The organism is Paenibacillus athensensis (genome assembly GCF_004514475.2).
In the GTDB taxonomy this organism is placed as follows: domain Bacteria; phylum Bacillota; class Bacilli; order Paenibacillales; family NBRC-103111; genus Paenibacillus_AL; species Paenibacillus_AL athensensis.
In genome coordinates this window covers 275,315-298,095 of sequence record NZ_MYFO02000006.1, presented here as the reverse complement: position 1 = coordinate 298,095, position 22,781 = coordinate 275,315, and the positions used below count along the sequence as shown (strand labels likewise).

The 22,781-nt window shown below is 55.9% G+C and carries 19 protein-coding genes, 16 tRNA genes and 2 rRNA genes; 33 read left to right on the top strand and 4 right to left on the bottom strand.

Going from position 1 to position 22,781, the window contains the following annotated elements:
• The 24 genes from B5M42_RS14140 to B5M42_RS14025 form a co-directional block, all read left to right on the top strand.
• Positions 1 to 348: ribosomal RNA gene (locus B5M42_RS14140) — 23S ribosomal RNA — on the top strand; the annotation flags it as partial.
• 58 nt (positions 349 to 406) lie between these two features.
• Positions 407 to 523: ribosomal RNA gene (gene rrf, locus B5M42_RS14135) — 5S ribosomal RNA — on the top strand.
• A gap of 12 nt (positions 524 to 535) precedes the next feature.
• A tRNA-Asn gene (locus B5M42_RS14130) sits at positions 536 to 611 on the top strand.
• A 1-nt stretch (position 612) separates the two neighbouring features.
• Positions 613 to 704: transfer RNA gene (locus B5M42_RS14125), tRNA-Ser, on the top strand.
• A 45-nt stretch (positions 705 to 749) separates the two neighbouring features.
• A tRNA-Glu gene (locus B5M42_RS14120) sits at positions 750 to 821 on the top strand.
• A 28-nt stretch (positions 822 to 849) separates the two neighbouring features.
• Positions 850 to 925: transfer RNA gene (locus B5M42_RS14115), tRNA-Val, on the top strand.
• A gap of 17 nt (positions 926 to 942) precedes the next feature.
• Positions 943 to 1,019 (top strand) — tRNA-Met (locus B5M42_RS14110).
• Between the two features lie 38 nt (positions 1,020 to 1,057).
• Positions 1,058 to 1,134 (top strand) — tRNA-Asp (locus B5M42_RS14105).
• Between the two features lie 15 nt (positions 1,135 to 1,149).
• Positions 1,150 to 1,225, top strand: a tRNA-Phe gene (locus tag B5M42_RS14100).
• Positions 1,226 to 1,240: 15 nt separating this feature from the next.
• Positions 1,241 to 1,316 (top strand) — tRNA-Thr (locus B5M42_RS14095).
• A 7-nt stretch (positions 1,317 to 1,323) separates the two neighbouring features.
• Positions 1,324 to 1,408 (top strand) — tRNA-Tyr (locus B5M42_RS14090).
• 15 nt (positions 1,409 to 1,423) lie between these two features.
• Positions 1,424 to 1,497 (top strand) — tRNA-Trp (locus tag B5M42_RS14085).
• Between the two features lie 11 nt (positions 1,498 to 1,508).
• A tRNA-His gene (locus B5M42_RS14080) sits at positions 1,509 to 1,584 on the top strand.
• A gap of 18 nt (positions 1,585 to 1,602) precedes the next feature.
• Positions 1,603 to 1,674: transfer RNA gene (locus B5M42_RS14075), tRNA-Gln, on the top strand.
• Between the two features lie 11 nt (positions 1,675 to 1,685).
• Positions 1,686 to 1,760 (top strand) — tRNA-Gly (locus B5M42_RS14070).
• Positions 1,761 to 1,770: 10 nt separating this feature from the next.
• A tRNA-Cys gene (locus tag B5M42_RS14065) sits at positions 1,771 to 1,844 on the top strand.
• A gap of 12 nt (positions 1,845 to 1,856) precedes the next feature.
• Positions 1,857 to 1,942, top strand: a tRNA-Leu gene (locus B5M42_RS14060).
• Positions 1,943 to 1,981: 39 nt separating this feature from the next.
• Positions 1,982 to 2,064 (top strand) — tRNA-Leu (locus tag B5M42_RS14055).
• A 168-nt stretch (positions 2,065 to 2,232) separates the two neighbouring features.
• Positions 2,233 to 4,002: a histidine kinase gene (locus B5M42_RS14050; RefSeq protein ID WP_134754723.1), complete on the top strand. Its 1,770-nt coding sequence runs from the start codon at positions 2,233 to 2,235 to the stop codon at positions 4,000 to 4,002.
• Positions 3,995 to 5,611, top strand: a complete 1,617-nt coding sequence (locus B5M42_RS14045; protein WP_134754721.1) for a response regulator transcription factor — start codon at positions 3,995 to 3,997, stop codon at positions 5,609 to 5,611. The genes B5M42_RS14050 and B5M42_RS14045 overlap by 8 nt, the downstream gene beginning before the upstream one ends.
• Positions 5,612 to 5,908: 297 nt before the next feature.
• Entirely contained in the window at positions 5,909 to 6,892 is a 984-nt protein-coding gene (locus B5M42_RS14040; protein ID WP_134754719.1) for an ABC transporter permease, read from the top strand.
• Between the two features lie 16 nt (positions 6,893 to 6,908).
• Positions 6,909 to 7,853, top strand: a complete 945-nt coding sequence (locus B5M42_RS14035; RefSeq protein ID WP_134754717.1) for a carbohydrate ABC transporter permease — start codon at positions 6,909 to 6,911, stop codon at positions 7,851 to 7,853.
• Positions 7,854 to 7,965: 112 nt separating this feature from the next.
• Positions 7,966 to 9,507: an ABC transporter substrate-binding protein gene (locus tag B5M42_RS14030; RefSeq protein ID WP_134754715.1), complete on the top strand. Its 1,542-nt coding sequence runs from the start codon at positions 7,966 to 7,968 to the stop codon at positions 9,505 to 9,507.
• Positions 9,508 to 9,606: 99 nt separating this feature from the next.
• Complete coding sequence (locus B5M42_RS14025; RefSeq protein ID WP_167690071.1) at positions 9,607 to 11,346, top strand: glycoside hydrolase family 9 protein; 1,740 nt, start codon at positions 9,607 to 9,609, stop codon at positions 11,344 to 11,346.
• Between the two features lie 221 nt (positions 11,347 to 11,567).
• On the opposite strand, the gene B5M42_RS14020 is transcribed toward B5M42_RS14025, so the two are convergent.
• Positions 11,568 to 11,669 (bottom strand): YjcZ family sporulation protein, encoded by a 102-nt coding sequence (locus B5M42_RS14020; RefSeq protein WP_209280746.1) that lies wholly within the window; start codon positions 11,667 to 11,669, stop codon positions 11,568 to 11,570.
• A 198-nt stretch (positions 11,670 to 11,867) separates the two neighbouring features.
• Between B5M42_RS14020 and B5M42_RS14015 the strand changes: the two genes are divergently transcribed.
• Together B5M42_RS14015 and B5M42_RS14010 are read left to right on the top strand one after the other, a co-directional pair.
• The gene (locus B5M42_RS14015) at positions 11,868 to 12,629 is read left to right on the top strand and encodes a class I SAM-dependent methyltransferase (RefSeq protein ID WP_230632906.1); all 762 of its coding nucleotides are present in this window, start codon (positions 11,868 to 11,870) and stop codon (positions 12,627 to 12,629) included.
• A 62-nt stretch (positions 12,630 to 12,691) separates the two neighbouring features.
• Positions 12,692 to 13,906, top strand: a complete 1,215-nt coding sequence (locus tag B5M42_RS14010; protein ID WP_268999194.1) for an ROK family transcriptional regulator — start codon at positions 12,692 to 12,694, stop codon at positions 13,904 to 13,906.
• Here B5M42_RS14010 and B5M42_RS14005 read toward each other — a convergent pair.
• The 3 genes from B5M42_RS14005 to B5M42_RS13995 form a co-directional block, all read right to left on the bottom strand.
• Complete coding sequence (locus B5M42_RS14005; protein WP_230632905.1) at positions 13,893 to 14,714, bottom strand: alpha/beta fold hydrolase; 822 nt, start codon at positions 14,712 to 14,714, stop codon at positions 13,893 to 13,895. The genes B5M42_RS14010 and B5M42_RS14005 overlap by 14 nt on opposite strands.
• A 139-nt stretch (positions 14,715 to 14,853) precedes the next feature.
• Entirely contained in the window at positions 14,854 to 15,381 is a 528-nt protein-coding gene (locus tag B5M42_RS14000; protein ID WP_134754709.1) for a hypothetical protein, read from the bottom strand.
• Positions 15,381 to 15,863, bottom strand: a complete 483-nt coding sequence (locus B5M42_RS13995) for a hypothetical protein (RefSeq protein WP_134754707.1) — start codon at positions 15,861 to 15,863, stop codon at positions 15,381 to 15,383. Before B5M42_RS13995 ends, B5M42_RS14000 begins: the two co-directional genes overlap by 1 nt.
• Before the next feature lie 236 nt (positions 15,864 to 16,099).
• Between B5M42_RS13995 and B5M42_RS13990 the strand changes: the two genes are divergently transcribed.
• From B5M42_RS13990 to mobA, 7 genes are all read left to right on the top strand, one after another.
• Positions 16,100 to 16,477 carry a hypothetical protein gene (locus B5M42_RS13990; RefSeq protein ID WP_134754705.1) on the top strand — a complete coding sequence of 126 codons (378 nt, stop codon included), beginning with the start codon at positions 16,100 to 16,102 and terminating at the stop codon, positions 16,475 to 16,477.
• Between the two features lie 268 nt (positions 16,478 to 16,745).
• Positions 16,746 to 17,459, top strand: coding sequence for a response regulator transcription factor (locus B5M42_RS13985; protein ID WP_134754703.1), 714 nt, complete (start codon positions 16,746 to 16,748; stop codon positions 17,457 to 17,459).
• Entirely contained in the window at positions 17,456 to 18,520 is a 1,065-nt protein-coding gene (locus B5M42_RS13980) for a sensor histidine kinase (RefSeq protein ID WP_167690069.1), read from the top strand. The genes B5M42_RS13985 and B5M42_RS13980 overlap by 4 nt, the downstream gene beginning before the upstream one ends.
• A gap of 481 nt (positions 18,521 to 19,001) precedes the next feature.
• Positions 19,002 to 19,529 carry a copper amine oxidase N-terminal domain-containing protein gene (locus B5M42_RS13975; protein WP_134754699.1) on the top strand — a complete coding sequence of 176 codons (528 nt, stop codon included), beginning with the start codon at positions 19,002 to 19,004 and terminating at the stop codon, positions 19,527 to 19,529.
• Positions 19,530 to 19,927: 398 nt separating this feature from the next.
• The gene (locus B5M42_RS13970; protein ID WP_134754697.1) at positions 19,928 to 21,325 is read left to right on the top strand and encodes a molybdopterin-dependent oxidoreductase; all 1,398 of its coding nucleotides are present in this window, start codon (positions 19,928 to 19,930) and stop codon (positions 21,323 to 21,325) included.
• 132 nt (positions 21,326 to 21,457) lie between these two features.
• Complete coding sequence (locus B5M42_RS13965; protein ID WP_134754695.1) at positions 21,458 to 22,108, top strand: MOSC domain-containing protein; 651 nt, start codon at positions 21,458 to 21,460, stop codon at positions 22,106 to 22,108.
• Positions 22,105 to 22,737, top strand: a complete 633-nt coding sequence (mobA, locus tag B5M42_RS13960; RefSeq protein ID WP_134754693.1) for a molybdenum cofactor guanylyltransferase — start codon at positions 22,105 to 22,107, stop codon at positions 22,735 to 22,737. The genes B5M42_RS13965 and mobA overlap by 4 nt, the downstream gene beginning before the upstream one ends.
• Positions 22,738 to 22,781: the final 44 nt, after the last annotated feature.

Here is a 22,781-nt window from a genome sequence, read left to right as displayed (position 1 = left end):
GTTGGGCTGTTCGCCCATTAAAGCGGTACGCGAGCTGGGTTCAGAACGTCGTGAGACAGTTCGGTCCCTATCTGTCGCGGGCGTAGGAAATTTGAGAGGAGCTGTCCTTAGTACGAGAGGACCGGGATGGACGTACCGCTGGTGTACCAGTTGTCTCGCCAGAGGCATAGCTGGGTAGCTATGTACGGAGGGGATAAGCGCTGAAAGCATCTAAGCGTGAAGCCCCCCTCAAGATGAGATTTCCCAATTTAGTAAGACCCCTTGAAGACGACGAGGTAGATAGGTTCGAGGTGGAAGTGCCGTAAGGTATGGAGCTGACGAATACTAATCGGTCGAGGGCTTAACCACACACAAGCAACACTCATATCTAGTTTTCAGGGAATACCGTAAGGTATTGGACTGACTGTTTGGTGATGATGGCGGAGGGGACCCACGCGTTCCCATCTCGAACACGACCGTTAAGCCCTCCAGCGTCGATGGTACTTGAACCGCAGGGTTCCGGGAGAGTAGAACGTTGCCAAGCAGAACTTCATATTCCCTGATAGCTCAGTTGGTAGAGCACTCGACTGTTAATCGAGTTGTCACAGGTTCGAGTCCTGTTCGGGGAGCCACGGAGAGGTGTCCGAGTTGGCCGAAGGAGCACGATTGGAAATCGTGTAGGCGTCACAAGCGTCTCGAGGGTTCGAATCCCTCTCTCTCCGCCACTTTACTTTTGAAGTAAAGTGAAATGTTCTAATCTATCTATTCAAGGCCCGTTGGTCAAGGGGTTAAGACACCTCCCTTTCACGGAGGTAACAGGGGTTCGAATCCCCTACGGGTCATAGCTTTACCTAATAGCTATTCCAATATGGAGGCTTAGCTCAGCTGGGAGAGCATCTGCCTTACAAGCAGAGGGTCGGCGGTTCGATCCCGTCAGCCTCCACCATATTCTTTATACAACGACGCGGGGTGGAGCAGCCCGGTAGCTCGTCGGGCTCATAACCCGAAGGCCGCAGGTTCAAATCCTGCCCCCGCAACCAACCTTCTATTTAACCAATAGGAAGGTCATAAGTAACGCGGAGCCGTGGTGTAGAGGCCTAACATGCCTGCCTGTCACGCAGGAGACCGCGGGTTCGAATCCCGTCGGCTCCGCCATTTTTCTCCAAGTAAGGCTCGGTAGCTCAGTCGGTAGAGCAGAGGACTGAAAATCCTCGTGTCGGCGGTTCGATTCCGTCCCGAGCCACCATTAACTTCATAATTTGCCGCTGTAGCTCAATTGGTAGAGCAACTGACTTGTAATCAGTAGGTTGGGGGTTCAAGTCCTCTCGGCGGCACCAGTATCGTGGAGGCTTAGCGAAGTGGCCAAACGCAGCAGACTGTAAATCTGTTCTCTCTGAGTTCGGTGGTTCGAATCCATCAGCCTCCACCATATTTTCAATTTCATAGGGGCATAGTTTAAAGGTAGAACAAAGGTCTCCAAAACCTTTGGTGTGGGTTCGATTCCTGCTGCCCCTGCCAATTAAATTGCGGCGGTCGTGGCGAAGGGGTTAACGCACTGGTCTGTGGCTCCAGCATTCGTGGGTTCAAGTCCCATCGATCGCCCCATTTTTCTCATCTACACATTGGGGATTAGCCAAGCGGTAAGGCAACGGACTTTGACTCCGTCATGCCTAGGTTCGAATCCTAGATCCCCAGTTTTCTTGTATGCGGAAGTGGCTCAGAGGTAGAGCATCGCCTTGCCAAGGCGAGGGTCGCGGGTTCGAATCCCGTCTTCCGCTCCATCTTTATCGAGGCGCCATAGCCAAGTGGTAAGGCAGAGCTCTGCAAAAGCTTTACCCCCAGTTCGAGTCTGGGTGGCGCCTCCACCAATTTACCGAGCCGGAGTGGCGGAATCGGCAGACGCACAGGACTTAAAATCCTGCGGTAGGTGACTACCGTACCAGTTCGAGTCTGGTCTTCGGCATTCATGGCTTGCAACCATGATGGAGCTTCAACTGAATATGCCGGTGTGGCGGAATGGCAGACGCGACGGACTCAAAATCCGTTTTCTGAGAGGAAGTGGGGGTTCGAGTCCCTTCACCGGCATCACACACACCTAATAGATCCATCGTTCAAGTCCTTGTGGCTTGAATGATGGATCTATTTTTTTGAACGTTTGATTGTGGACGATTTTTCTAAGCAAAGTGAGAAGCGCAAGTGTTTGGAATATGATAAGCTAAGGGCAGACAGAAACAACCAATAAAGGCGGGGTCGATGTTGACGATTGTAAAGTCGGTGCGATTTAAAATATTTTTTGGTTTTGTACTGGTCGTGGCGCCTCTCGTATTTTTTTTAATGTACAATAATGTTTACTCCATGAATGTTGTACGGGATCAAGTATCGGTCAACTACAGCAATTTGCTTACGCAGTTTGCGAATGGTACGGATAATACGCTGAAGGAGTTTGATAATTATTTATTCCATTTGTCCAGCGATCCGGACGTCATTAATATGCAGGTATACCCGTCCACAGCGGACGAGTATGTATTGGCCAAGCAGCGGTTGTATAATAAGTTTAGCAAGCAAATTAACAGCTTTAATTTGATTAATACATGCTTTATTTATTCCAGCAGCAGCCGTGATCTGCTTGTTACGACGCCAGATAATAATTTCTATTATGATCGGCTCAAGACGACGGAGCTTTTCCTGAAAAATTATTTGGAGACGGGCTCGCACGAATACACGAGCAAGTGGAATATGCTGCGGGCAGAGAACGGGGAAGTTTTTTTAGTGCAGATGGTTGATCTCGGTCTCGGATTCACGGCCGGCATTATGGTGCAAACCAATGCGATTATTGCGCCGCTAAGCGGCTGGGAGGTTGGAGAAAACGGCGGTGTGCTATTGGTAGACAACTCCGGCAAGCCGCTGACGGATCGTTATTTTCCCACGGACCGGTATCGGAATTTGACCGAAAAGAACGGCGTAGTCAGCCGCGCCTACCAGATCGTCCAGGAGCAAGCGACGAACGAGCAATTTTTGATGGTTAGCCGCTTCTCCGGCGCTGCGGATTTTCAGTATGTACTGATTATTGCCGAGAAAAGCATGCTGCAGAATCTGCCCTATTTACAGCTGGCGATTTACTTTTTGCCGTTGGGCGGGGCGTTTGTGCTAGGTGTCTATTTGTTGTATTTGCAGACGATTTTGTTCAAGCCGATGACGCAGCTGATGCGCGGGATGCGCAAGATCGGACAAGGCGAGCTGAACGTGCGCTTGAATGAGGCGAGTTCGACGGAGTTTGCTTTTTTGATCACGACCTTTAATAACATGGTGCAGCAGATTGAGAATTTGAAAATTACTGTGTATGAAGAGAAGCTGCGGGTACAGCAAGCCGAGTTCAAGCATTTGCAGGTACAGATCAATCCGCATTTTTATATGAACAGCTTGAATATCATTTATAATTTGGCAGCGCTCAAGGACACGAAATCGGTGCAAAAGATGGCGCTTCATCTCGCCGACTATTTCCGTTTTATTATGCGAACGAATCGCACGACGATGACGCTGAAGGATGAAGTACAGCATATCCGCAATTACCTGGAGATTCAGACGCTGCGTTATCCGGATATTTTGATTTTCGATATTCAGGTGCCGGATCAGTTTGGCGACTTCGGCATTCCGCCGTTAACGGTGCAGCCATTTGTAGAAAATTCAGTGATTCACGGTTTTACGAAGGAGCGCGGCAAATTTTGCGTGGAGATCGCGGCGGAGAAGGACCCGCAGGAGCCGGATCACTTTTTTATTGTAAGGATTGCCGACAACGGCCGGGGATTTTCCGAGGAGATGCTGGAGCGATTGAATTCCGAGCAATATTTGCAGGAGTCGGGCGACGATCATTTGGGCGTGTGGAATGTCCGGCACCGGCTGCGGATGAATTTCGGCGAATTGGTCGACATTTCGTTCAGTAATCGCCCCGAAGGAGGGGCGGTCGTGCTGATCCGTTTGCCGCTCAAGGCTGCTGTCAATCAAGGGGAGGAGTCACATGTATAATTTACTGGTTGTGGATGATGAGAAGTTTGCCGTCAAGGGAATTACGATGGGCATCGATTGGTCGGATGTAGCGTTCGGTCATATTTATGAAGCGATGGATGTACAGGAAGCGAAGCAGCTTCTGGGTGCGCATAAAATAGATGTCATGGTGTCGGATATCGAAATGCCGGGAGCGAACGGGTTGGAGCTGCAGGAGTGGGTGCGGGTGAACTCGCCGCATACGGAGACGATTTTTTTGACCGGACATGCCAATTTTGAGTATGCGCAGCAAGCGATTCGTCTTGGCAGCTTCGACTATATGCTCAAGCCCGTCGATCATGACCGGCTAAAGGATATCGTGAAACAAGCGTTGGACAAAATCCGCGCTGAAGAGGAGCAAAGCAGCTTTACGGAGACGTACAAAACGTATTACTCGCATTGGGTCAGCCAGCTGCCGATTCTCGTTGAGCGCTTTTGGCAGGATTTGCTGAGCGGACGCATTCCGATGACGTCAGAGCGCTTGCAGCGCGGGCTGCAGCTTTATGATATTCCGCTGCGTACGGACAGCTGGGTGCTGCCTATTCTGATTAGCGTCGAGCATTGGAAAGAGGAGTTAAACGCGCGCGACGAGGAGATTATGGAATATGCGGTGCGCAAAGCCGCGGCGGAAATCATTCTGGACGAGCAGATGGGCTCGGTCATTCAAGAGAACGGTTCCAGCTTGGCGCTGGTCTATATGGATGAAAGCGACGAAAGCGCGCTGCACAAGCTGAAGCAAAAGTGCCAGGCGTATATTCAGGCGTGCAATAGCTATTTTCAATGCAGCTTGTCTTGTTATATCGGGGAAGCCGGTCCGCTGCAGCGGTTGACGGAAACGGTCGGCGATTTGTTCACGCGCGAGCGCAGCAATGTAACCAAGAGCAATTGCGTTCTGACAGGAGCCGATGCAGATGAAGCATCCGGCGGCAGTCAGTCGATTACACCGTCGTTTGCCGATTGGATCGTGCTGCTGGAGGCTGGCAAAAAGCAGGAGTTGCTGCTGCGGGCGCAGGAGAGTATCACACGGATGCAGGCGGCCGAGGTCGGGCCGGAATCGGTGGAAGGCTTCTATTACGGTCTCTTGCATACCGTATATCACGTCTTTCATAAAAAAGGGCTGCCGGTACACGAGCTGCTCGCCCCGCAGGATCTGCAGGATTATACCGGAGCGACCCGTTCGGTGAACCAGCTCAAAAACTGGGCTATTCGCGTGCTCAGCAGCAGCTGCGATTACATCAGCAGTCATCAGAAGGGCGTATCGGCGGTGATCGGCCGGGTGCGCGCTTATGTCGACGAGCATTTGCAGGAGGAGCTGAGCCGCGAGGAGATCGCTGCGTCGGTGTATTTGAATCCCGCTTATTTGTCCAGACTGTTCAAAAAAGAAACGGGTCTGTCCATTTCGGAATATATTCTCAAAATCCGAATGGAGCAGGCGAAGAAGCTGCTGGCTGAATCGAACGACAAGATCAGCTATGTGGCGGAGAAGATCGGGTATTCGCACTTTTCGTTTTTTGCCAAGATGTTTAAAAAATACACCGGCTTTTCGCCGCAGGAGTATCGCAAAAGCTTCCAGGGAACAAGCGAATCGTAGCTTTTCGAAGGGAAGGACAGTCCAACTAAGCGGCTAGCCGCTTTATTACATAGCTCTGCACGCCAGCCGGCCCAACGGGCTCTTTGATCTGACAAAGAGCCGGGCCGACGGTGCGCGGGGCTTTTTTGTGTTCGGAAAACGTTTTATAGCACTTTTTTTTCAACATGTCACATTAGTGTTCAAAAGGTCACATCACGGATAGAAAGCGACAGGTGAAAAACCTAAAATAAAGACAAGAGATCAGACAATAGACAAGAGCAACGATCACAGAACGAATCGGAAAGGGGAACACGAGTCATGAGCGACACAGCCACCATTGCACCAACAGCGAGTTCGCCTGCGAAGATGAAGAAAACGAAGTTGAAGCCATCGTTTCTGGACACCGTGAAAAAGTATTGGATTTTCTACGTTATGATGCTTCCGGCAGCAGCGCTGCTATTCGTAAACAACTACATCCCGATGGCGGGCGTACTGATCGCCTTCAAGAACATCAACTACACGAAGGGGATTATCGCAAGCCCGTGGATCGGCTTCGACAACTTCAAATATTTGTTTTCCAGTGACGCGGCATGGGTCATTACGAGAAATACGATCGGTTACAACATCGTGTTCATCATTTTGAACCTTGTCATCGCGGTAGCGTTTGCGATTATGTTTAACGAAATGCGCAGCAAGTTCTTATCGAAGTTTCATCAAAGCACGATGTTCCTTCCGTTCTTCCTCTCCTGGGTTGTCGTCAGCTATCTGGTTTACGCGTTCCTCGGCGTAGAGCACGGATACCTGAACAAAGTGCTGCTGCCCAAGATCGGCGTTGACCCGATCGAATGGTATTCGCAGCCGGTATATTGGCTGGTCGTACTGCCAATCGTCTCGACGTGGAAGGGAATCGGTTATTACACGGTTATCTACATGGCCGCCATTATCGGCATTGACAACGAGTATTACGAAGCTGCGCTGATCGACGGCGCGAACAAATGGCAGCAAATCCGCAGCATCACGCTTCCGCTGATTGCTCCGGTGATGATTACGATGACGCTGCTGCAAATCGGACGGATTTTCTACGCAGACTTCGGCTTGTTCTTCCAGGTAACGCGTAATGCCGGCGCTTTGTATCCGTCAACGCAGGTTATCGATACTTACGTATATCAAACGTTCCTTTCGATGGGCGATATCGGGATGTCCTCCGCAGCAGGCTTGTATCAGTCGGTAGTCGGTTTCGTTACGGTGTTCCTGTCCAACCTCGTCGTAAGAAGATTCAGCAAAGAGAACGCACTATTCTAGGAGGAGGCGCACTGTCATGAGTGAAGCAGTCTTAAAAGCAAAGCCGCGTAACGGCAGAAAAGCAGGCCCTAACGACTTATCGGTTCCGGCGAATTTCACGGTTAACTTGTTCTTCTGGTTATATACGGCAGCCTGTATGCTGCCTCTGCTGCTGGTCATTGTCGTATCCTTCTCCGACGAACAAACGGTTCTGGTGCACGGATACAGCTTCCTTCCCGATAAATGGAGTCTGGAAGCGTACAAATTCATGTTCACGGATTGGCAGCAAATCTTGCGGTCCTTCGGTATCTCGGTCTTCCTCGCAACGGTGGGCACGGCGCTTAGCTTGGTGATGATGGCGCTGTACGCTTACCCGATTTCGCGGAACGACTTTCCGCATAAAAACTTTTTCGCCTTCTTCATGTTCTTCACGATGTTGTTCAACGGCGGTCTGGTTCCTTGGTATCTGGTCTACACGCAGATGCTGGACTTGAAAAACTCGCTGTTGTCCCTGATGCTTCCGCTGATGGTATCCGCGTTCTTCGTCCTTCTGATCCGTACGTTCTTCGCCAACACGATTCCAATGGCGCTGATCGAATCGGCCAAGATCGACGGAGCCGGCGAGGTTCGGATTTTCGCTCAGATCATCCTGCCGCTTTCGCTGCCGGTTCTCGCCAGCGTCGCGCTCTTCCAGGTCATCAACTACTGGAATGACTGGTTCCTCAGTCTGGTGTTCATCACCGGCGACAAAAACGTCAACCTGCAGTTCCTGATGTACAAAACGATGCTGAACATTCAGTTCCTGTCGTCCAACACGCAAGCCGCACAGGGCGCCGCACAAGCCGGCGGATTGTTCAAGCTCCCATCGGAAACAGTAAGGATGGCAATGGCAGTACTGGGTATCGGTCCTATCGTATTCGCTTATCCGTTCTTCCAAAAATACTTCATTAAAGGCTTGACGGTGGGTGCGGTGAAAGGCTAAGCCTTCACTGCTTCCCCCAAATGAACGTATCTGAACCACCGGCTACAGCCGATTGCTTGCAATCGGATTAGCATATAAAAAAACTGCATTTAAAAAAGGGAGGCAACAATTAATGAAAGCAGTTCGTAAAAGTGCACTTGTACTGACAATGTCGATTCTTTCCTTGTCGCTCGTGCTCTCCGCATGCTCCAAAAGCGCTGACAACGGCTCCAGCGCATCGCCGGCTCCAGCCAGCACAGACAACAAAGCAGCAGAAACGAAAGCTGCGGCTTCCGATCTGAAGCCTTACGAAGTGAAGCTCGTATACCCTGGTACGGCTCAGCCGGACCAAGCTAAAGTAGAAGAAGCAATGAACAAAATCCTCAAGGACAAAATCAACGCTTCCATCAAATTGATGCCAATCGATTGGGGCCAATGGGACAACAAAGTGAACCTGATGATCGCTTCCCGCGAAGAGTTCGACATCCTGTTCACGGCTCAATGGAACGGCCACGCTGTTAACGTAGGTAAAGGCGCGCTGTTGCCGCTGAACGACCTGCTGGCTAAATACGGTAAAGGCATCACTGATTCTCAAGATCCTGCGTTCCTCGAAGGCGCAAAAATCAACGGTAAAAACTACGGTATTCCAACAAGCAAGGAGCTCGCAGCTTCCGGCGGTATCGTATACCGTGCCGACATCGCGAAAGAGCTGGGTCTGGACCTGAGCAATGTGAAAACGATTGCCGATCTGGAGCCAATCCTGAAAGCTGTAAAAGAGAAAAAACCTGAAATGACGCCTCTGTTCTTCCGTGACGGCGAAAACTTCAACCAGCATTACTTTGCTCAATATGACTACCTGGGCGACTCCACAATCCCTGGCGTCATCATGAAAGACGGCGACAGCACAACGGTTGTTCCTAAATGGGATGAGCCGCGCTACATGGAAACATTGAAACAAACTCGTGACTTCATGCAAAAAGGCTACATCAACAAAGACGCTGCTACAACAGCTCTTTCCGTACAAGACGCTATGAAATCCGGCAACGTATTCGCCGTTCCTTCTTCCCTGAAACCAGGTAAAGACGCTGAGCTGGCCGCTTCTGTAGGTCTGGCTGGCAAACTGGGTCAAGTTGAAATGACAGCTCGTACGATTTCCACTGGCGACACAGCCGGTTCGATGCTTGGCATCTCGGTAACATCCAAAGATCCGGACCGTGCTATGATGGTCATCAACCTGCTGCACACAGACAAAGATCTGAACAACCTGATCAACTTCGGTATCGAAGGCACGCACTACACGAAAGTTTCCGACAACATCATCAAGTCGACAGAAGCAGGCAAAAACTACTCCCCTGGCGCAGCTTGGATGTTCGGTAACCAATTCCTGAACTACCTGTTCGACACAGAAGACCCACAAAAATGGGAGAAATACAAAGAGTTCAACAAAAGCGGCAAAAAATCGCCGGGCCTGGGCTTCACGTTCAACTCCGAGCCGGTTAAAACGCAAGTTGCAGCAGCTGTAAACGTTGAAAAAGAATACGACGCCGCTCTGGACACTGGTTCCGTAGATCCAGAAGCAACACTGGCGAAGTACAAAGACAAAATGAAAGCTGCCGGCATGGATCAAATCATCAAAGAAAAACAAACACAACTGGATGCTTTCCTGAAAAAATAAGCCAGTCTGAACAGCATAAAGAGTTGGAGCCCGCGGGTTCCAACTCTTTTGCATAGAGAGCGGGGATGAGGAATGCCGGGAACAAGCAGATGGATGACGATGAGTGTGTTGGCGCTGGCGCTCGCTGCGCTTGGCGGCTGTGAAGGATCGTCCGGCGAACCGTTGCCGGAGCCGCCTGCGGGCAGTCAGGTAAAGGTCGATCAAGTGGGCTATTTGCCAAATGCCGCTAAGCTGGCCGTGGTCAGCGGCGAGCTGGCCGAGGACGGTTTTCGGCTGGTCGATCAGGCCACGGGCAAGACGGTGCTCAAGGGCAAGCTGAGCAAGTCGGCCGAGGACAACGCTTCCGGTGATCGGGTACGGACGGCCGATTTCAGCAAATGGACGCAGCCGGGCACGTATGTGATCAAGGCGAACAGCGGCGGCTCGTCGCATCCGTTTGCAATCGGCGCCGATGTGTACCGCAAGCTGTGGACGGATAACGGACGTTCCTTCACGCTGCATCGGGCGGGGGCAGCGATGGACGACCCCGTCAGCGGATTGGCGCATGCGGCGGGCCATGTGCAGGATCAGGCGGCTTATATGTTCACTGGCGATGAATTTCATCCGCAGGATAGCCAGTTGGATGTAAGCGGCGGCTGGTACGATGCCGGGGATTATGGCAAATATACGCCGACGGCTGCGGTGAGTACAGCCAATCTGCTGCTCGCTTACGAGTGGAATCCCGATAAATTCGCGGCGGGGCAGTGGCGGATACCGGAGGCGCTGGTTGCGTCGGGCTGGGCGGGCAGCTTGCCGGATGTGCTGCAGGAAGCCAAAGTCGAGCTGGATTGGCTGCTCAAGATGCAGCGCCCGGACGGGGCCGTCTATCTGAAGGTGGCGGGCCGCCAGTGGCCCGGGTACGTAAAGCCGGAGGAAGACGTGAGCGACCGCTACGTATTCGGGCTGTCGACCTACGGAACCGGGCAATTTGCCGGCGTGACGGCGCTGGCGGCGCGGGTATACCAGCCGTTCAACGCGGCGTACGCCGCTGAGCTGCTGGCCCATGCGAAGCTGGCGCAGCAGTATTTGCTGGCGCACCCGGAGCCGCAGTTCCAGCTCGCTGAGGGACAGGATCAAGGCTCGGGTCCGTATCGGAAGGATACGGATCAAGAGGAGCGATTCTGGGCTACAGCGGAGCTGCTGCGCACGACGGGCGCAGCGGATTACGCGAAGCAGTTGCAGAGCAGCTTCGCGAAGCTGGCGGGCGCCACGCCCCAGGATGCATCGTGGATGAACACGATGCTGTGGGGGCAGTGGGCGCTCGCCAACAGCCCGCAGGCGGAGGCCGGGCTGCGGGAGCAGGCGAAAGCGGCGATTGGCGCTTTCGGGCAGCAGCTGCTGCACACGGTGCAGCAGGATGGCTACCGCGCGGCGTTGCGCGCGGATGAATACGGCTGGGGCTCGAACCGAGCCCTCGCCGCAAAGGCGCAGGCGCTGCTGATGGCCGCCGCGCTGCAGCCCGACGCTGCGCTGGAGGAAGCGGCGGCGAGCCAGCTGCACTATTTGCTCGGCGCCAACGCTTTGGGCCGCAGCTTCGTGACCGGCGCAGGCGCAGTGCCTCCGCTGCACCCGCACAGCCGGATCATGGCGAGCACAGGCACGTATGTGCCCGGTGTGCTCGTAGGCGGACCCAATCGCGACGGCGGCGACGCCGTGGTCAATACACTGATGAAAAACGCAGCGGTCCCGTTGCCGCCGGCCAAGGTGTACGCCGACGACGTGGAGTCGTTCTCGACGAATGAATATGCGATTGATTATTCGTCGGCGCTGTTTTTTTTGCTGTCGCATGTTCAGCCGTAACCGTAAACAGGCTGTATGGCGGCTGTCAGACCTGACGTGTTGGGACGATCGCGTTCGGACGTCGTACGCGCATCGACCGAAAAAAACCAGCTGCGGGCTTGTCCCGCCGACATAACCAAAAAGGAGCTGATGGGACGTTGATGTCCGTCAGCTCTTTTTTGTCGTTCGTAGGAGCGGTCACGCTGCGGACCGGATGTCGCGCCGCGCGCCCGCGAAACGGATTACCAGCCCCAGCCGTACACGGTGCTGATGATAACAAGCAGAATGAACAGCACGAGAATGGCGGAAGCGGAAGTAAAGCCTGCACCTGCAGCAATCGACATGGATGTTTCCCTCCTTTTTCTGCGTCTCTTACGTCGTTTTGGCGAGCGTAAGATAGTACTATCCTATGGCGAAGACGGTAATGTGTTTGGGTATATGTCCCGGCAGCGGCTTAGATTAGGCGATGGCCCCTTTTGCCGGTTGGCGGGCGAACGCCCGGCTTTTGAGGCGCTTGCCTGCATATCGTAGGAAAGGACGGAATGACAAGAAACGGAGGTGTATGTCCTATCAAATACTTGGATATGCTGGCGAAGCTGGGCATTGGCAACGCTCATCCGGGAGGCTTTAAGGAGACGCTGCAGCAGCTGGAGCAGTTTCCCCTGCCGGCCGGAGCGCGCGTGCTGGAGGTCGGCTGCGGAACGGGGCGCACGGCCTGCCTGCTGGCGCAGCGGGGGTTTCAGGTTACCGCGCTGGACATTCGGCCCGAGATGATTGCCAAGGGGCGCATCCGCGCGCAAGCGGCCGGCGTGCAGGTCGCGTTTGTGGAAGGCGATGCGTGCATGCTGCCTTTTGCCCCCGAAAGCTTTGATGTGGTGTTAGTGGAGTCGGTGACGAATTTCACGGAAGCGGAGCGGGCTGCTGCCGAATACTTCCGGGTGTTGGCTCCCGGGGGGCAGCTGTATGATCGCGAGGTGCTGCTGCAGCTGGAGCCGCCGGAAGAAGCGTACCGGGAGCTGGTGAGTTATTACGATGTGCGCCAGCTGCTGGGCGTGACGGCTTGGGAGCGGGTCTGGTCGGCGGCGGGCTTCGCGAGCATCGCTTTTTCTCCAATGCGGCCATTTCCGCAAAGCATGTGGGAGGATGCAGTGGAGCATCCCGATCCGGTGCAGCTCAGCGATCAGAATGCCTTATGGGACCCGGAAATCTGGCAAATGACGCACCAATACGAGGATTTGATGGAGCGCTACGGCCATTACCTCGGCTATTCGCTGATGATTGCCAAGAAAAGCGGTGTGCTTTGAAGGAATTTGCAGCCACGGCGGCGAAACAGGTGGGAAAGAAATCCGGCTGGAGGCTACCCGTGTTGAATGTTCATCCCATTACCGAACGCATTGCCAATCGCAAGGCCAAAGAGATCTACGAGCTGATTCGCCGTCAGGGAACGGTGGCCAAAACGGATTTGCTCGACGCTGCCGGCACCACCGTCAGTACGCTGACGCGCACGCTGGAGGAGCTGAGCGGGCAGGGCTTGATCAGGGAGAGCGGCTTCGGCATGTCGACTGGAGGCCGCCGCCCCATTTTGTATGAAATCAATCCGGCTTACGGCTATGCGTTCGGGGTGGAAATCTCGCGGACGCTTTCGCGGCTGGTGCTTGTCGACGTCGGCTTGAATCGCCTGGCTGCCCGCAGTTGGCCGATGACGCCGGAGATGACGCCGGATGCGCTGATTGCGCTGATTGCCGCCGAGGCGCTGCGGATGCTGGACGAGCAGGGTCTGAACCGGGCGAAGGTGCTGGGGCTGGGCATCGGTGCGGTGGGACCGCTCGATCGTGCCGCGGGCCTTATTCTGGAGCCGTTATATTTTTCTGCGCCGGGGTGGAGTCATGTCGACATTTGCCGCCGCTTGTCAGAGCTGCTGGAGCTGCCGGTATTGCTCGACAATGGGGCCAATACGGCCTTGCTCGGCGAATCGTGGATGCAGCGGGTGCAAAGCTTCCGCCACCTGCTGTACATTCACGCGGGGATTGGCCTGCGCTCGGCGATGGTATCCGAGGGCAAGCTGATTTACGGCGCGGTGGATATGGAGGGCTCGATCGGGCAAATGATTATTCAGACCGACGGTGCCCGGCATCGCGATCCCGGCGGCAACTACGGGGCGCTGGAATCGTACGCCTCCATCTATGCGGTCGAGCAGGCGGCGCGTTCGGCGCTGAAAAGGGGGCGCTCGACGGCACTGCGTCACTATGTGGACGATCCCGAGGAGCTGAGGTACGTACACCTGCTGGAAGCGCTCAAAAAAAACGATCCCCTGGTTGTGGAGATCGTGACGGAGGCCGCGACGTATTTTGGCATCGGCTTGGCCAATCTATTGAATATGCTGCACCCGGAAAAAGTGATTCTCGGCGGGCCGCTGATTGCCGGCAGCGAGCTGTTTTTCCAGACAGCGACGCAGGTGGCGATTCGCAAAGCCTATTATTATCCGACCTATCAGGTCGTGTTCAGCAGAGGCGAGCTCGGCGACGAAGCGCTGGCCATCGGCGCAGCCGTGATGGTGCTCGGCTGCCTTACGGCGAACTGACCGTTGCAGCGATGCCGGCGACAAACGGCGCGAGCAGCCGGTTGAACGCCTCCGGCTGTTCCAGCGGCGCAAGGTGCGCCGCTCCGGCGACGACGTGAAACGCCGCCCCGCGGATGCGCTCGGCCATTGCGCGCATCTCGTCCGGCGGAGCGATGGCGTCATGCTCGCCGGCGACAACCAGCGTCGGCAGCGTCAGCTCACCGAGCAGGCTGACCGCTTCGCGACGGAACGCCATCGCCAGGCTGGCCTGCACGAGCCCTTCGGCCGGCATGCCGCCCATGATGCCCGCAAGCTCCTCGGCCAGCTCGGGCCGCTCGCGGCGCGTCGATTCCGCCAGCAGCTTGGGCAGCATGGCGTCGCGCGCCGCCGCTGCGCCGTGCTCGTACAGCGCAGCGGCCATCTGCATGCGGCCTTTGCGCCCGGCAGCGGCGTCGGCTTCCGCTCGCGTGTTAGCGAGCAGCAGGCCGACGAAGCGTTCCGGCGCCTTGCGCAGCAGGGCGAAGGCCAGATAGCCGCCCATCGAGAAGCCGCCGAGCACAGCGCGCTGTACGCCGAGCCGGTCGAGCAGCGCCAGCACGTCGTCGGCGTAGCGCTCCATGCTCATCAGCTCGCCGGGGACGCCTGAGCGGCCCATGCCGGGCAAATCGGGAACGATCACCCGGTATTGCTGCGCCAGCAGCTCCGTTTGATATGTCCACATCCGATGATCGAGCGGGAAGCCGTGCAGCAGCAAGACGGGCAGCCCTTGCCCGCGATCCTCGACAAACATAGATTCAGTTGTCGTCCCCGTATCCCTGTGATCGTTCATCAGGTTCTCCTCCTTTGCGTTGCGTATAGCACGCTCTTTTTTCATCCTACACCATATCCTACACGATTGCGGACTCCTTTTCCAAGCCGTCCGCAAATAATCGCTCCCTATCCTATGTAGTACCCGTGCAGCGAACGATTCAATCCGCGCGTCGCATGCGTCCGGCAGCGATCCGGCCGCTGGAGCGCGGCGAACGCACAAAATCAAACAATGCGACGTTCAGCCCGTAGACGCCGGCATATACGAACAGCGACTCGTACAAGTTCCAGCCTTTATACGTGTAGACGTCAAACCAGACCGCAATGCCCTCGAAGCCCAGCGTCATAAACGCCATTCCCCAAATGAACCCCATTTTGCTCCAGCCCTTAGGCTGCAAGCGATCGTATACGACCATCACCAAATAGGCCTCAAGCGGATATGTCAGCACGTAGAGCATTAAATCGAGCCATTCGTATTCCGGTCCGTCATTCACATCGTAAAGATCCAGCGGCTTGACGGCGATCACAAAGTCAACGGCTTGCGACAGAAAAAAATTAAAGCCCAATACGATGACCTTGATCAGCAGGGAAAAACGTTTGCGCAGCGCAAGGAACAACGCGATTTCCAGCAAAGTGACTCCGATCAGAAACCATTCATTCAAGTCAAAATGTCGGCTGGCGAGTAGCATTACAGCAGCTTCCCCTCCTTGTACAGCAGGTGACGGAACCATACGGCAAACAGCCATGCAGCGCTGAGGATGCCGATGCAGCGCAACGCCAGCACCCCAATCACGAAAGGAGCGTGCAGCCGGATGATGCCTCCGCTGAGGGCCAGCCAATAAAGCAGCGCATACCACGCGGACCAGCCGCCAACCAGCCAAGATCGGCTTGCGGTTGTTGCTTGCGGATGCCACAATCCTGCCAATATCCATAAAAAAGCGACCGGCAGCAGCACGTAATCAATCAGCAGCCCGCTCAGAAACCCGGGCCAGCTTTCGTCCGGCGCGATCAGTCCCGGCGTAATCAGCAGCACCAGCAAGCTTTGTCGGGCCGCCGTCAGCATGCATCCTGCATACGCAAAAATTTCCAAAAGCAACAAGCTGCGGCGCAAGGCGAATATACTGCTGAAGGCAGCCGCGCCGAACGCTGCAAGCACCCCTAACAATATCATGCCAATCTCCTATACCTGTTCAGACATATGTGTAGTATTGGCTCATATGTAGGAAATATGCCTCTTGATTTCCTCTTTTTACTACGAAACAAGTCCTATAAAAATTCCGATATATCTAGTAATCCGGTCGCGTAACGCGAAAAACATTATGGTTAACTCATACTTCTCTAACAATTGTCTGATAAGCTCGAAATATGTCAAGGACGTAACTCAATGGATGAATGGAGTTGATCGGTATGACGAAAAAGCCTTGGTCCACGCAAGAATTGGACAAACTTATCGCGTTATCCAGCGAATGCCCGCCAGTGGTCATCGCCAGAGAGCTATCCAGACCCGTCACATCCGTACGCAAAAAAATGCGGGAAATCGGAGTAGGTTATGTTTCGGGAGAAGAGTGGAAAAAACGTCAAATCCAGTATATCATCGCGGATGAAACCGGCTCGTATAAATCGAATTTGCGTTCGGACAACCGTGTGGCCGACGAGGAGTCGCCGGTGCTTGATGAATTTTGGAAAACCTTGGTATCAATGGCGCGCGTAGCAAAAAAACGCGGCAAGCGTGTGGACGTGCTCAGCTTTATCGATACATACCGCAAAATCCGTCTCGGGGGCTGAATGGCGGCGAGGCGGGGAAGCGATCGGAAGAAATAGCAGCGCTGGAGCTTATGGCTTCGGCGCTTTTTGTATGCAGGCTTGTGCGTAAATCCGCTGCGGTCAGGGCCGGGTTTCCGGCGAAAAAATCGATGGTTAACTTGTCGCGGAGGCGTAAACGGGCGTTGTTATCGAGCGCTGTAAGAAACGTGCAGTTGTAAGAGTTCTGTAAGCCATTGGCCAAGCAATTGCGATATAATAAGGCCAGATGCAGCGAACGGGAGGAACGGCGATGAGCGCAGTCATCATGGTGGTTGACGATGAAGTGAATATGATCGATGTATGCACCCGTTATCTGGAGCGCGAAGGTTATCGGGTAGTGTCGGCGTCGAACGGCGCAGACGCGCTGCAGCTGTGGCGGCAGCATACGCCCGATTTGATCGTGCTGGACCTGATGATGCCGGGCAAAAGCGGCTGGCAGGTGTGCGAGGAAATTCGCAATGAGCAGGATGTGCCGATTGTGATGCTGACGGCGCGGGGAGAGGAGACGGACCGCGTCATGGGGCTGACGATGGGGGCTGACGATTATTTGACCAAACCGTTCAGTCCGCGCGAGCTGGTGCTGAGGGTCAAAGCGATCTTGCGCCGTCAGCAGCGGACGGTGCGCCCGGAGCAGCCGGGCGGGGGCGGCGCTGCCGAGCTTGCTTACCCGGGGCTGATTATCCATACGCTGCGCCGTACGGTGGAAGCGCAGGGACGCGAGGTGGAGCTGACGGTGAAGGAGTTCGAGCTGCTGCAGCTTCTGGCAGCCCATCCCGAGCAGGTCTTTTCGCGAAATCAGCTACTTAACCATGTCTGGGACACCGATTATTACGGCGACACGACGACTGTCACCGTGCACATCCGGCGTTTACGTGAAAAAATTGAACCGAACCCTTCACAGCCGCGCTACATCAAGACGGTATGGGGAATCGGCTACAAATTCGAAGGCAGGGACCTGTCATGAAGCTGCGCGTCTATTTGCTGACGGCCGGTGCAGTAAGCACGGGCATCATTTTGCTGGCGTTGTTGATCAGCTACCGTTACATGCTGCTAAGCTGGAAGCAGACCGCGCTGCTTGGTAGCGTGACGCTGGTTGCCGCGCTGGCGTCGCTGCTGGTTCACAGGCTGCTCACGCGCCCGCTGGAGCGTTCGATTGAAGCGATTGCAGCCGAGACGGCGCATATCGCCAGAGGCCATTTTGGCGGCTCGGTCCCGCTTGCCGGACCGGCCGAATTCCAGATGCTGGCTGGCCAATTCAATGCGATGACGGCTAGGCTGAAAACCAGCTTCGAGCAACTCAAGGCCGGTGAAGCGGCCCGCCGGGAGCTGGTGGCTAACGTGTCGCACGATTTGCGCACGCCGATGGCGTCGATTCTGGCATTTGTTGAGGCGCTGGAGGATGACGTTATTGAGGATAAAGCGGTTTTCGAGCGTTACTTGCGGACAATCCGGCTGGAAACCGGACGACTGAACGGTTTGATTGAGGAGCTGTTTCGGCTGTCGCAGCTTGAAGCGGGCAGCGGTCCGGTCGAGCAGGAGCGTTATGATGTCGACCGATTGCTGCTGGACGGCCTTCAAAGCCTGGCGATTCAATTGGAGGACAAGGACTTGCAGATCGATATGCAAGTACCGGAGGTGTTGCCGCCCGTGGCGATTGTGCCGGATGAGATCAAGCGCGTATTCAGCAATTTGCTGCAAAATGCGATCCGTTACGCTCCTGTCGGAAGCAGCGTAACCATTGCGGCTGAGCTGCTGCCGGACGGTTTCGTGCGTCTGTCGGTTGAAGACCGGGGGCCCGGGCTCGGGGCAGAGGATCAGGAGCGGGTGTTCGAGCGCTTTTACCGCGCTGATCCGTCGCGCAATCGGGAAAGTGGCGGGGCCGGGCTGGGGCTGGCTATTGCCAAGTCGATTGTCGAGCTGCACGGCGGACAAATCGGCGTGCGCAGCCGGTTGGGAGCCGGCAGCTGCTTCTGGTTTACCGTGCCTGCCTGGTCAGGGACGGATAAACTGAACACCGGGACGTAAAAGCGCTTGTCCGACTGCAAGGCTGGGGCGCTTGCGTGCGCGGGTGCAGGAGCTGTGCGGGAGCCGAGCAGGTGTCATGCGAGAGCGGTGCAAATGCAGTGCGAGAACGATGCGAGAACGATGCGAGAACGATGCGAGAACGCTGTAAGAACAGTGCAAGAGCAGATGCATGAGCAAATGCATGAGCAAGTGCATGAGCAAGTGCAAGTGTAGCGGGGATGATTATAGAGGTGAGACTGAGCCTGTGCGGGAAAGCGCAGGCTTTTTTCGTATCGTCGTCGCTTGTGGAGACCGTTCGGCACAACGCGCGACTCTGGAGAACGGTGCCGGCCTTACGGCGGCTAGCAGGCCCGGGCGAGACGCGATTTTATTTTTGTCAGACAGTTGTAAGGGTTTCGTAAGCTTTGCGTTAGTCTTTCTTAATTTTGCTTCGTTATCTTTATAGGCGTGGAACGAAAACAAAACTGAGGAGGAATTGACGATGAAAACGAAAAAGCAGATGGGTTGGTTAGGAACAATGACAGCGGTGGCGGTGCTGGCGGGAGCGTTGACACTTACAGGGGCGGCCAGTGCGCAGGATATGATGCCTAAGTACGATTACAGTAAAGTCGACGTTATGATGCAAAACGGCATGGAGCTTGTGCCGCTGCGGCAGGTGGCCGAATCGCTGGGCTTTAAGGTGAGCTGGAACGGTCAAAACCGCTCGGTGACGCTTGGCATGGGGATGGGCATGGGCGACGGCATGATGGGCGACGGCATGAAGGATGGAGGGATGATGGGTGATGAGGGCATGGGTGACGGCATGAAGGATGGCGGCATGATGGGTGACGACAGCATGAAAGACGGCATGATGAACGGCAAAGGACGCCTGCTGATGATCATGATTGGCAGCAACATGGCGACGATTGACGGCAAGTCGGTTGAGCTTGACTACGCGCCGATGATCATGCACGATAAAACCTATGTAAGCAAAGCGTTCGTGGACATGTACCTGCTCGGCGGTATGTAAGTGGAATAGGCATCTTATAAGCCGCATTTATAGCGGAAGTCCACGACAGGTGCGAGTGCAAGTGCGAGTGCGAGTGCGAGGGCGAGGGCAGGACCAGCGGCAGATCGCCGGGTCAGCAAGGGTGTGCTTGTAATCGACATATATGCGGCGAGGGAAGCATGGCCGTTTTACATCTAAGCAGTCAAGGCCGGTAGCGGTCCGCTGAGGCGGAAGCAGCTTCGGCTTTGACTGCGTATGGAGAAGTCGTTCCGGAGAGAGCGGGAAAAAAATTTGTCTTTTGTAAGCCTTTTTTAATATTTTTGCGTTACGCTAAGTAGAGAGAACGTAGAAGCTGCCCGGTCTGCGCTGGAGGAGCTGCGGCAGGACGGTTGCGGAGATCAGGGCAAAGGAGCGATGAGATGGAAGCGAAAAAAGGGTGGTTCAAGCAAACGCTGGGCAAAAGGTTAAACAGCCTGCACACCTGGAACGCGTGGGTGGTGGTTGTGCTGGCTATAAGCGGTGTCGTGCTCAGCATCGGTGCGATTCGCGGGGAACTGGGCGCTTTTCGCGTGACGCTCAAGCAGCTGCATATCGGTTTCGGACTGATCTCGATTGTCCTGCTTGTTCTGTATGCGCCGCTGCTGCGCAAGCACTGGAAGCAGCTTCGCGGGCGAAGCGGACAGCGCGGCAATTTGCTGCTGGTTTTGGGGCTGCTGCTGGGCTGGAGCCTTTCCGGGCTGGTGCTGTGGCAGTATCGCAACTTGCCGTCGATGTGGAACAATACGGCGTTGCTGATTCACGATCTGTTAACCTGGATCGGCATTCCGTATGCGTTGTACCACTCCATTTCCCGCAGTCGCTGGCTGAAGCGCCGCCAACGCGAGGAGCAGGCCGCTGCAGCCGCAGCAGCGCGGGCTGCTGTGAATGCCGAGCAGGGGGCGGCGGCAAGAGCCGAACAGATCGGCAAGGAGAACGAGATTGACAGCCGTGTTGCCTTGCCGGTGCCAGATGCGTCAGCTTCTGCAACCGATTCGGGCGATACAGAGCGTTCGGCGGCCAATGCAGTGATTGCTGCCTTGAAGTGTTCATCCATTACAAGGGCGTCTTTTTTGCGGCTTGTGGCCGGCTTGGTGCTGCTGCTTGGCGTGGGCCCGGCTTTTTATCGCTGGCTAAAGGGAATTGGCGCTTTTAGTACGGAGAGTCTGGACACCCCAACGGAGTCCGCTGTGCCCGACGGCAACCATATGCTGCCGGCTCCCGAGCCGTTGCCGGAATCGGCCGCTGTTGTCGGCGGCGGCGCAAAAGGAAGATTTCGTGTATACACGGTAACGGAGATTCCCGCTTTTTCCTCGGATTCGTGGAAATTTGCTATTGCCGGGCTGGTGGACCGGCCGATGGCGTGGAGCTGGGAGCAGTTTTTGCAAATGAAGCGGACGGTGCAGGTCAGCGATTTTCATTGCATCACCGGCTGGTCGGTGTATCAGCTGACCTGGGAAGGCATTCCGCTCAAGCAGCTTTTGGCCGAAGCGGGCGTGCAGTCCAAAGCGAAGTACGTGAAATTTTATTCCGGTGATCAGGTATATACCGATGCGTTGTCGCTGGAGCAAGCGGCGCTGGACGACGTGATGGTCGCCGTGCTGATGGACGGCAAGCCGATCCCACAAAAGCTCGGTGGTCCGGTCCGGCTCGTGGTACCGAAAATGTACGCGTACAAATCGGTCAAATGGCTGCAGGGCATCGAATTGATTGAGGAAGAGCACATCGGTTATTGGGAGGTGCGCGGCTACGATAACGACGCGTGGGTCAAGCGCGGGTGAGCGTGGGCCGAGTGCGGGCTGAGGTATCGGCTTCCAAGTGAAGTGCGTCGGGCAGAGTGCGCGGCTGCCGCTGACTTTCAAAGCTGCTTTTGGTATAGTTAAAGCAATACGAAACAGCTTGAAGGCGGGGGAATGGGTGTGGAGGTTGCAGCGATCAACACAGGAATGCCGCATGCGATGTTGTATCAGAGCAAAGAGCTGGTCACGGGGATTGTAAAAACTCCGGTCAGCTCCTCTTTGTATTTGTCCAAGACGCAGCTGGAAGGGGACGGTCAGGCTGATCGGGTCCATCACGGCGGCGAGGACAAGGCGCTTTGCGTATATTGCCAGGAGCATTACGGCTACTGGGAGCAGCTGCTGGAGCGCAAGCTCGGACACGGGGCGTTTGGCGAAAATGTGACGGTGCGCGGTTTACTTGAGACGGAAGTCTGCATAGGCGATATTTTTCGGCTCGGCGAAGCGGTTGTTCAGGTATCGCAGCCGCGTCAGCCCTGCTTCAAATTGGCGGCGCGCTACGGTGTCGCCGATCTGGTGCAGCGCGTGCAGGATAGCGGATTCACGGGCTACTACTTTCGGGTGCTGGAGGAAGGCGTCCTGCCGGCGCGTCCTGAGCTGCGTTTGCTGGAGCGGGATGCGGGCGGCGTTACGGTGGCTTTTGCCAACCGGATCAAGTACACGGACAAGGGAGACCGCGAAGGGATAGAGCGGATTGTAGGGGTAGCGGCCTTGTCCGCAAGCTGGCGCGAATCGTTCGTGAAACGGCTGGAGGAACTGCCACTGTGATTCGCGGGGCGATTCTGGCCGGCGGAGCGGGCCGCCGGATGGGGGGCCGGCCGAAGGCGCTGCTGCCCTTCGGCGGGGAGCCGCTGCTGCTGCGCCAACTGCGGGAGATGAGTCGGCTGTGTGCGGAGGTGTTCGTCGTGACGAACGCTCCCGAGACGCTTCAGCCGGCGCTGCAGTTGTGGCCGCCGACCGCGGACGGCGGCGGGATGGGGGCGTCGGTGCGCTGCATCCCCGACGCCTGGCCCGGGGCCGGCCCGCTGGCCGGCCTGCACGCTGCCGCCGCCGAAGCCGGGGCGGGGCTGATTTGGGTCGTCGGCTGCGACATGCCGCACGTGTCAGCTCCGGCCGCCGCTGCGCTCGCTGCCCGCTGCTTCGACGCTGGCGTCGAAGCAGCGGTGCCGCGCCTTGGCGGCCGCATACATCCGCTGCATGGGGTGTATGCAGCGGAGCCGGCAGCAGCCGAGGCGGCGGCGCTGCTGGGAGCAGGCGAGCGCCGGATGATGGCGCTGCTGGAGCGCCTCCGCTATGTGTGGGCGGAGGAGGAATGGCTGCGTGAGCAGGGCATCGGCCCCGGCTTCGCGACGAACTGGAACACGCCGGAGGATGTGTTCGGCGGGGAGGCGCGCTGAGCGCGGGGGGCGGAGCGGACCGACGCGGCGAAAGCTGACGGTGA

Coding starts and splice junctions, on each gene's coding strand:
- B5M42_RS14050 (WP_134754723.1), top strand. CDS start 2,233: ATGTTGACGATTGTAAAGTCGGTGCGATTTAAAATATTTTTTGGTTTT.
- B5M42_RS14045 (WP_134754721.1), top strand. CDS start 3,995: ATGTATAATTTACTGGTTGTGGATGATGAGAAGTTTGCCGTCAAGGGA.
- B5M42_RS14040 (WP_134754719.1), top strand. CDS start 5,909: ATGAGCGACACAGCCACCATTGCACCAACAGCGAGTTCGCCTGCGAAG.
- B5M42_RS14035 (WP_134754717.1), top strand. CDS start 6,909: ATGAGTGAAGCAGTCTTAAAAGCAAAGCCGCGTAACGGCAGAAAAGCA.
- B5M42_RS14030 (WP_134754715.1), top strand. CDS start 7,966: ATGAAAGCAGTTCGTAAAAGTGCACTTGTACTGACAATGTCGATTCTT.
- B5M42_RS14025 (WP_167690071.1), top strand. CDS start 9,607: ATGAGTGTGTTGGCGCTGGCGCTCGCTGCGCTTGGCGGCTGTGAAGGA.
- B5M42_RS14020 (WP_209280746.1), bottom strand. CDS start 11,669: ATGTCGATTGCTGCAGGTGCAGGCTTTACTTCCGCTTCCGCCATTCTC.
- B5M42_RS14015 (WP_230632906.1), top strand. CDS start 11,868: ATGACAAGAAACGGAGGTGTATGTCCTATCAAATACTTGGATATGCTG.
- B5M42_RS14005 (WP_230632905.1), bottom strand. CDS start 14,714: ATGAACGATCACAGGGATACGGGGACGACAACTGAATCTATGTTTGTC.
- B5M42_RS14000 (WP_134754709.1), bottom strand. CDS start 15,381: ATGCTACTCGCCAGCCGACATTTTGACTTGAATGAATGGTTTCTGATC.
- B5M42_RS13995 (WP_134754707.1), bottom strand. CDS start 15,863: ATGATATTGTTAGGGGTGCTTGCAGCGTTCGGCGCGGCTGCCTTCAGC.
- B5M42_RS13990 (WP_134754705.1), top strand. CDS start 16,100: ATGACGAAAAAGCCTTGGTCCACGCAAGAATTGGACAAACTTATCGCG.
- B5M42_RS13985 (WP_134754703.1), top strand. CDS start 16,746: ATGAGCGCAGTCATCATGGTGGTTGACGATGAAGTGAATATGATCGAT.
- B5M42_RS13980 (WP_167690069.1), top strand. CDS start 17,456: ATGAAGCTGCGCGTCTATTTGCTGACGGCCGGTGCAGTAAGCACGGGC.
- B5M42_RS13975 (WP_134754699.1), top strand. CDS start 19,002: ATGAAAACGAAAAAGCAGATGGGTTGGTTAGGAACAATGACAGCGGTG.
- B5M42_RS13970 (WP_134754697.1), top strand. CDS start 19,928: ATGGAAGCGAAAAAAGGGTGGTTCAAGCAAACGCTGGGCAAAAGGTTA.
- B5M42_RS13965 (WP_134754695.1), top strand. CDS start 21,458: ATGGGTGTGGAGGTTGCAGCGATCAACACAGGAATGCCGCATGCGATG.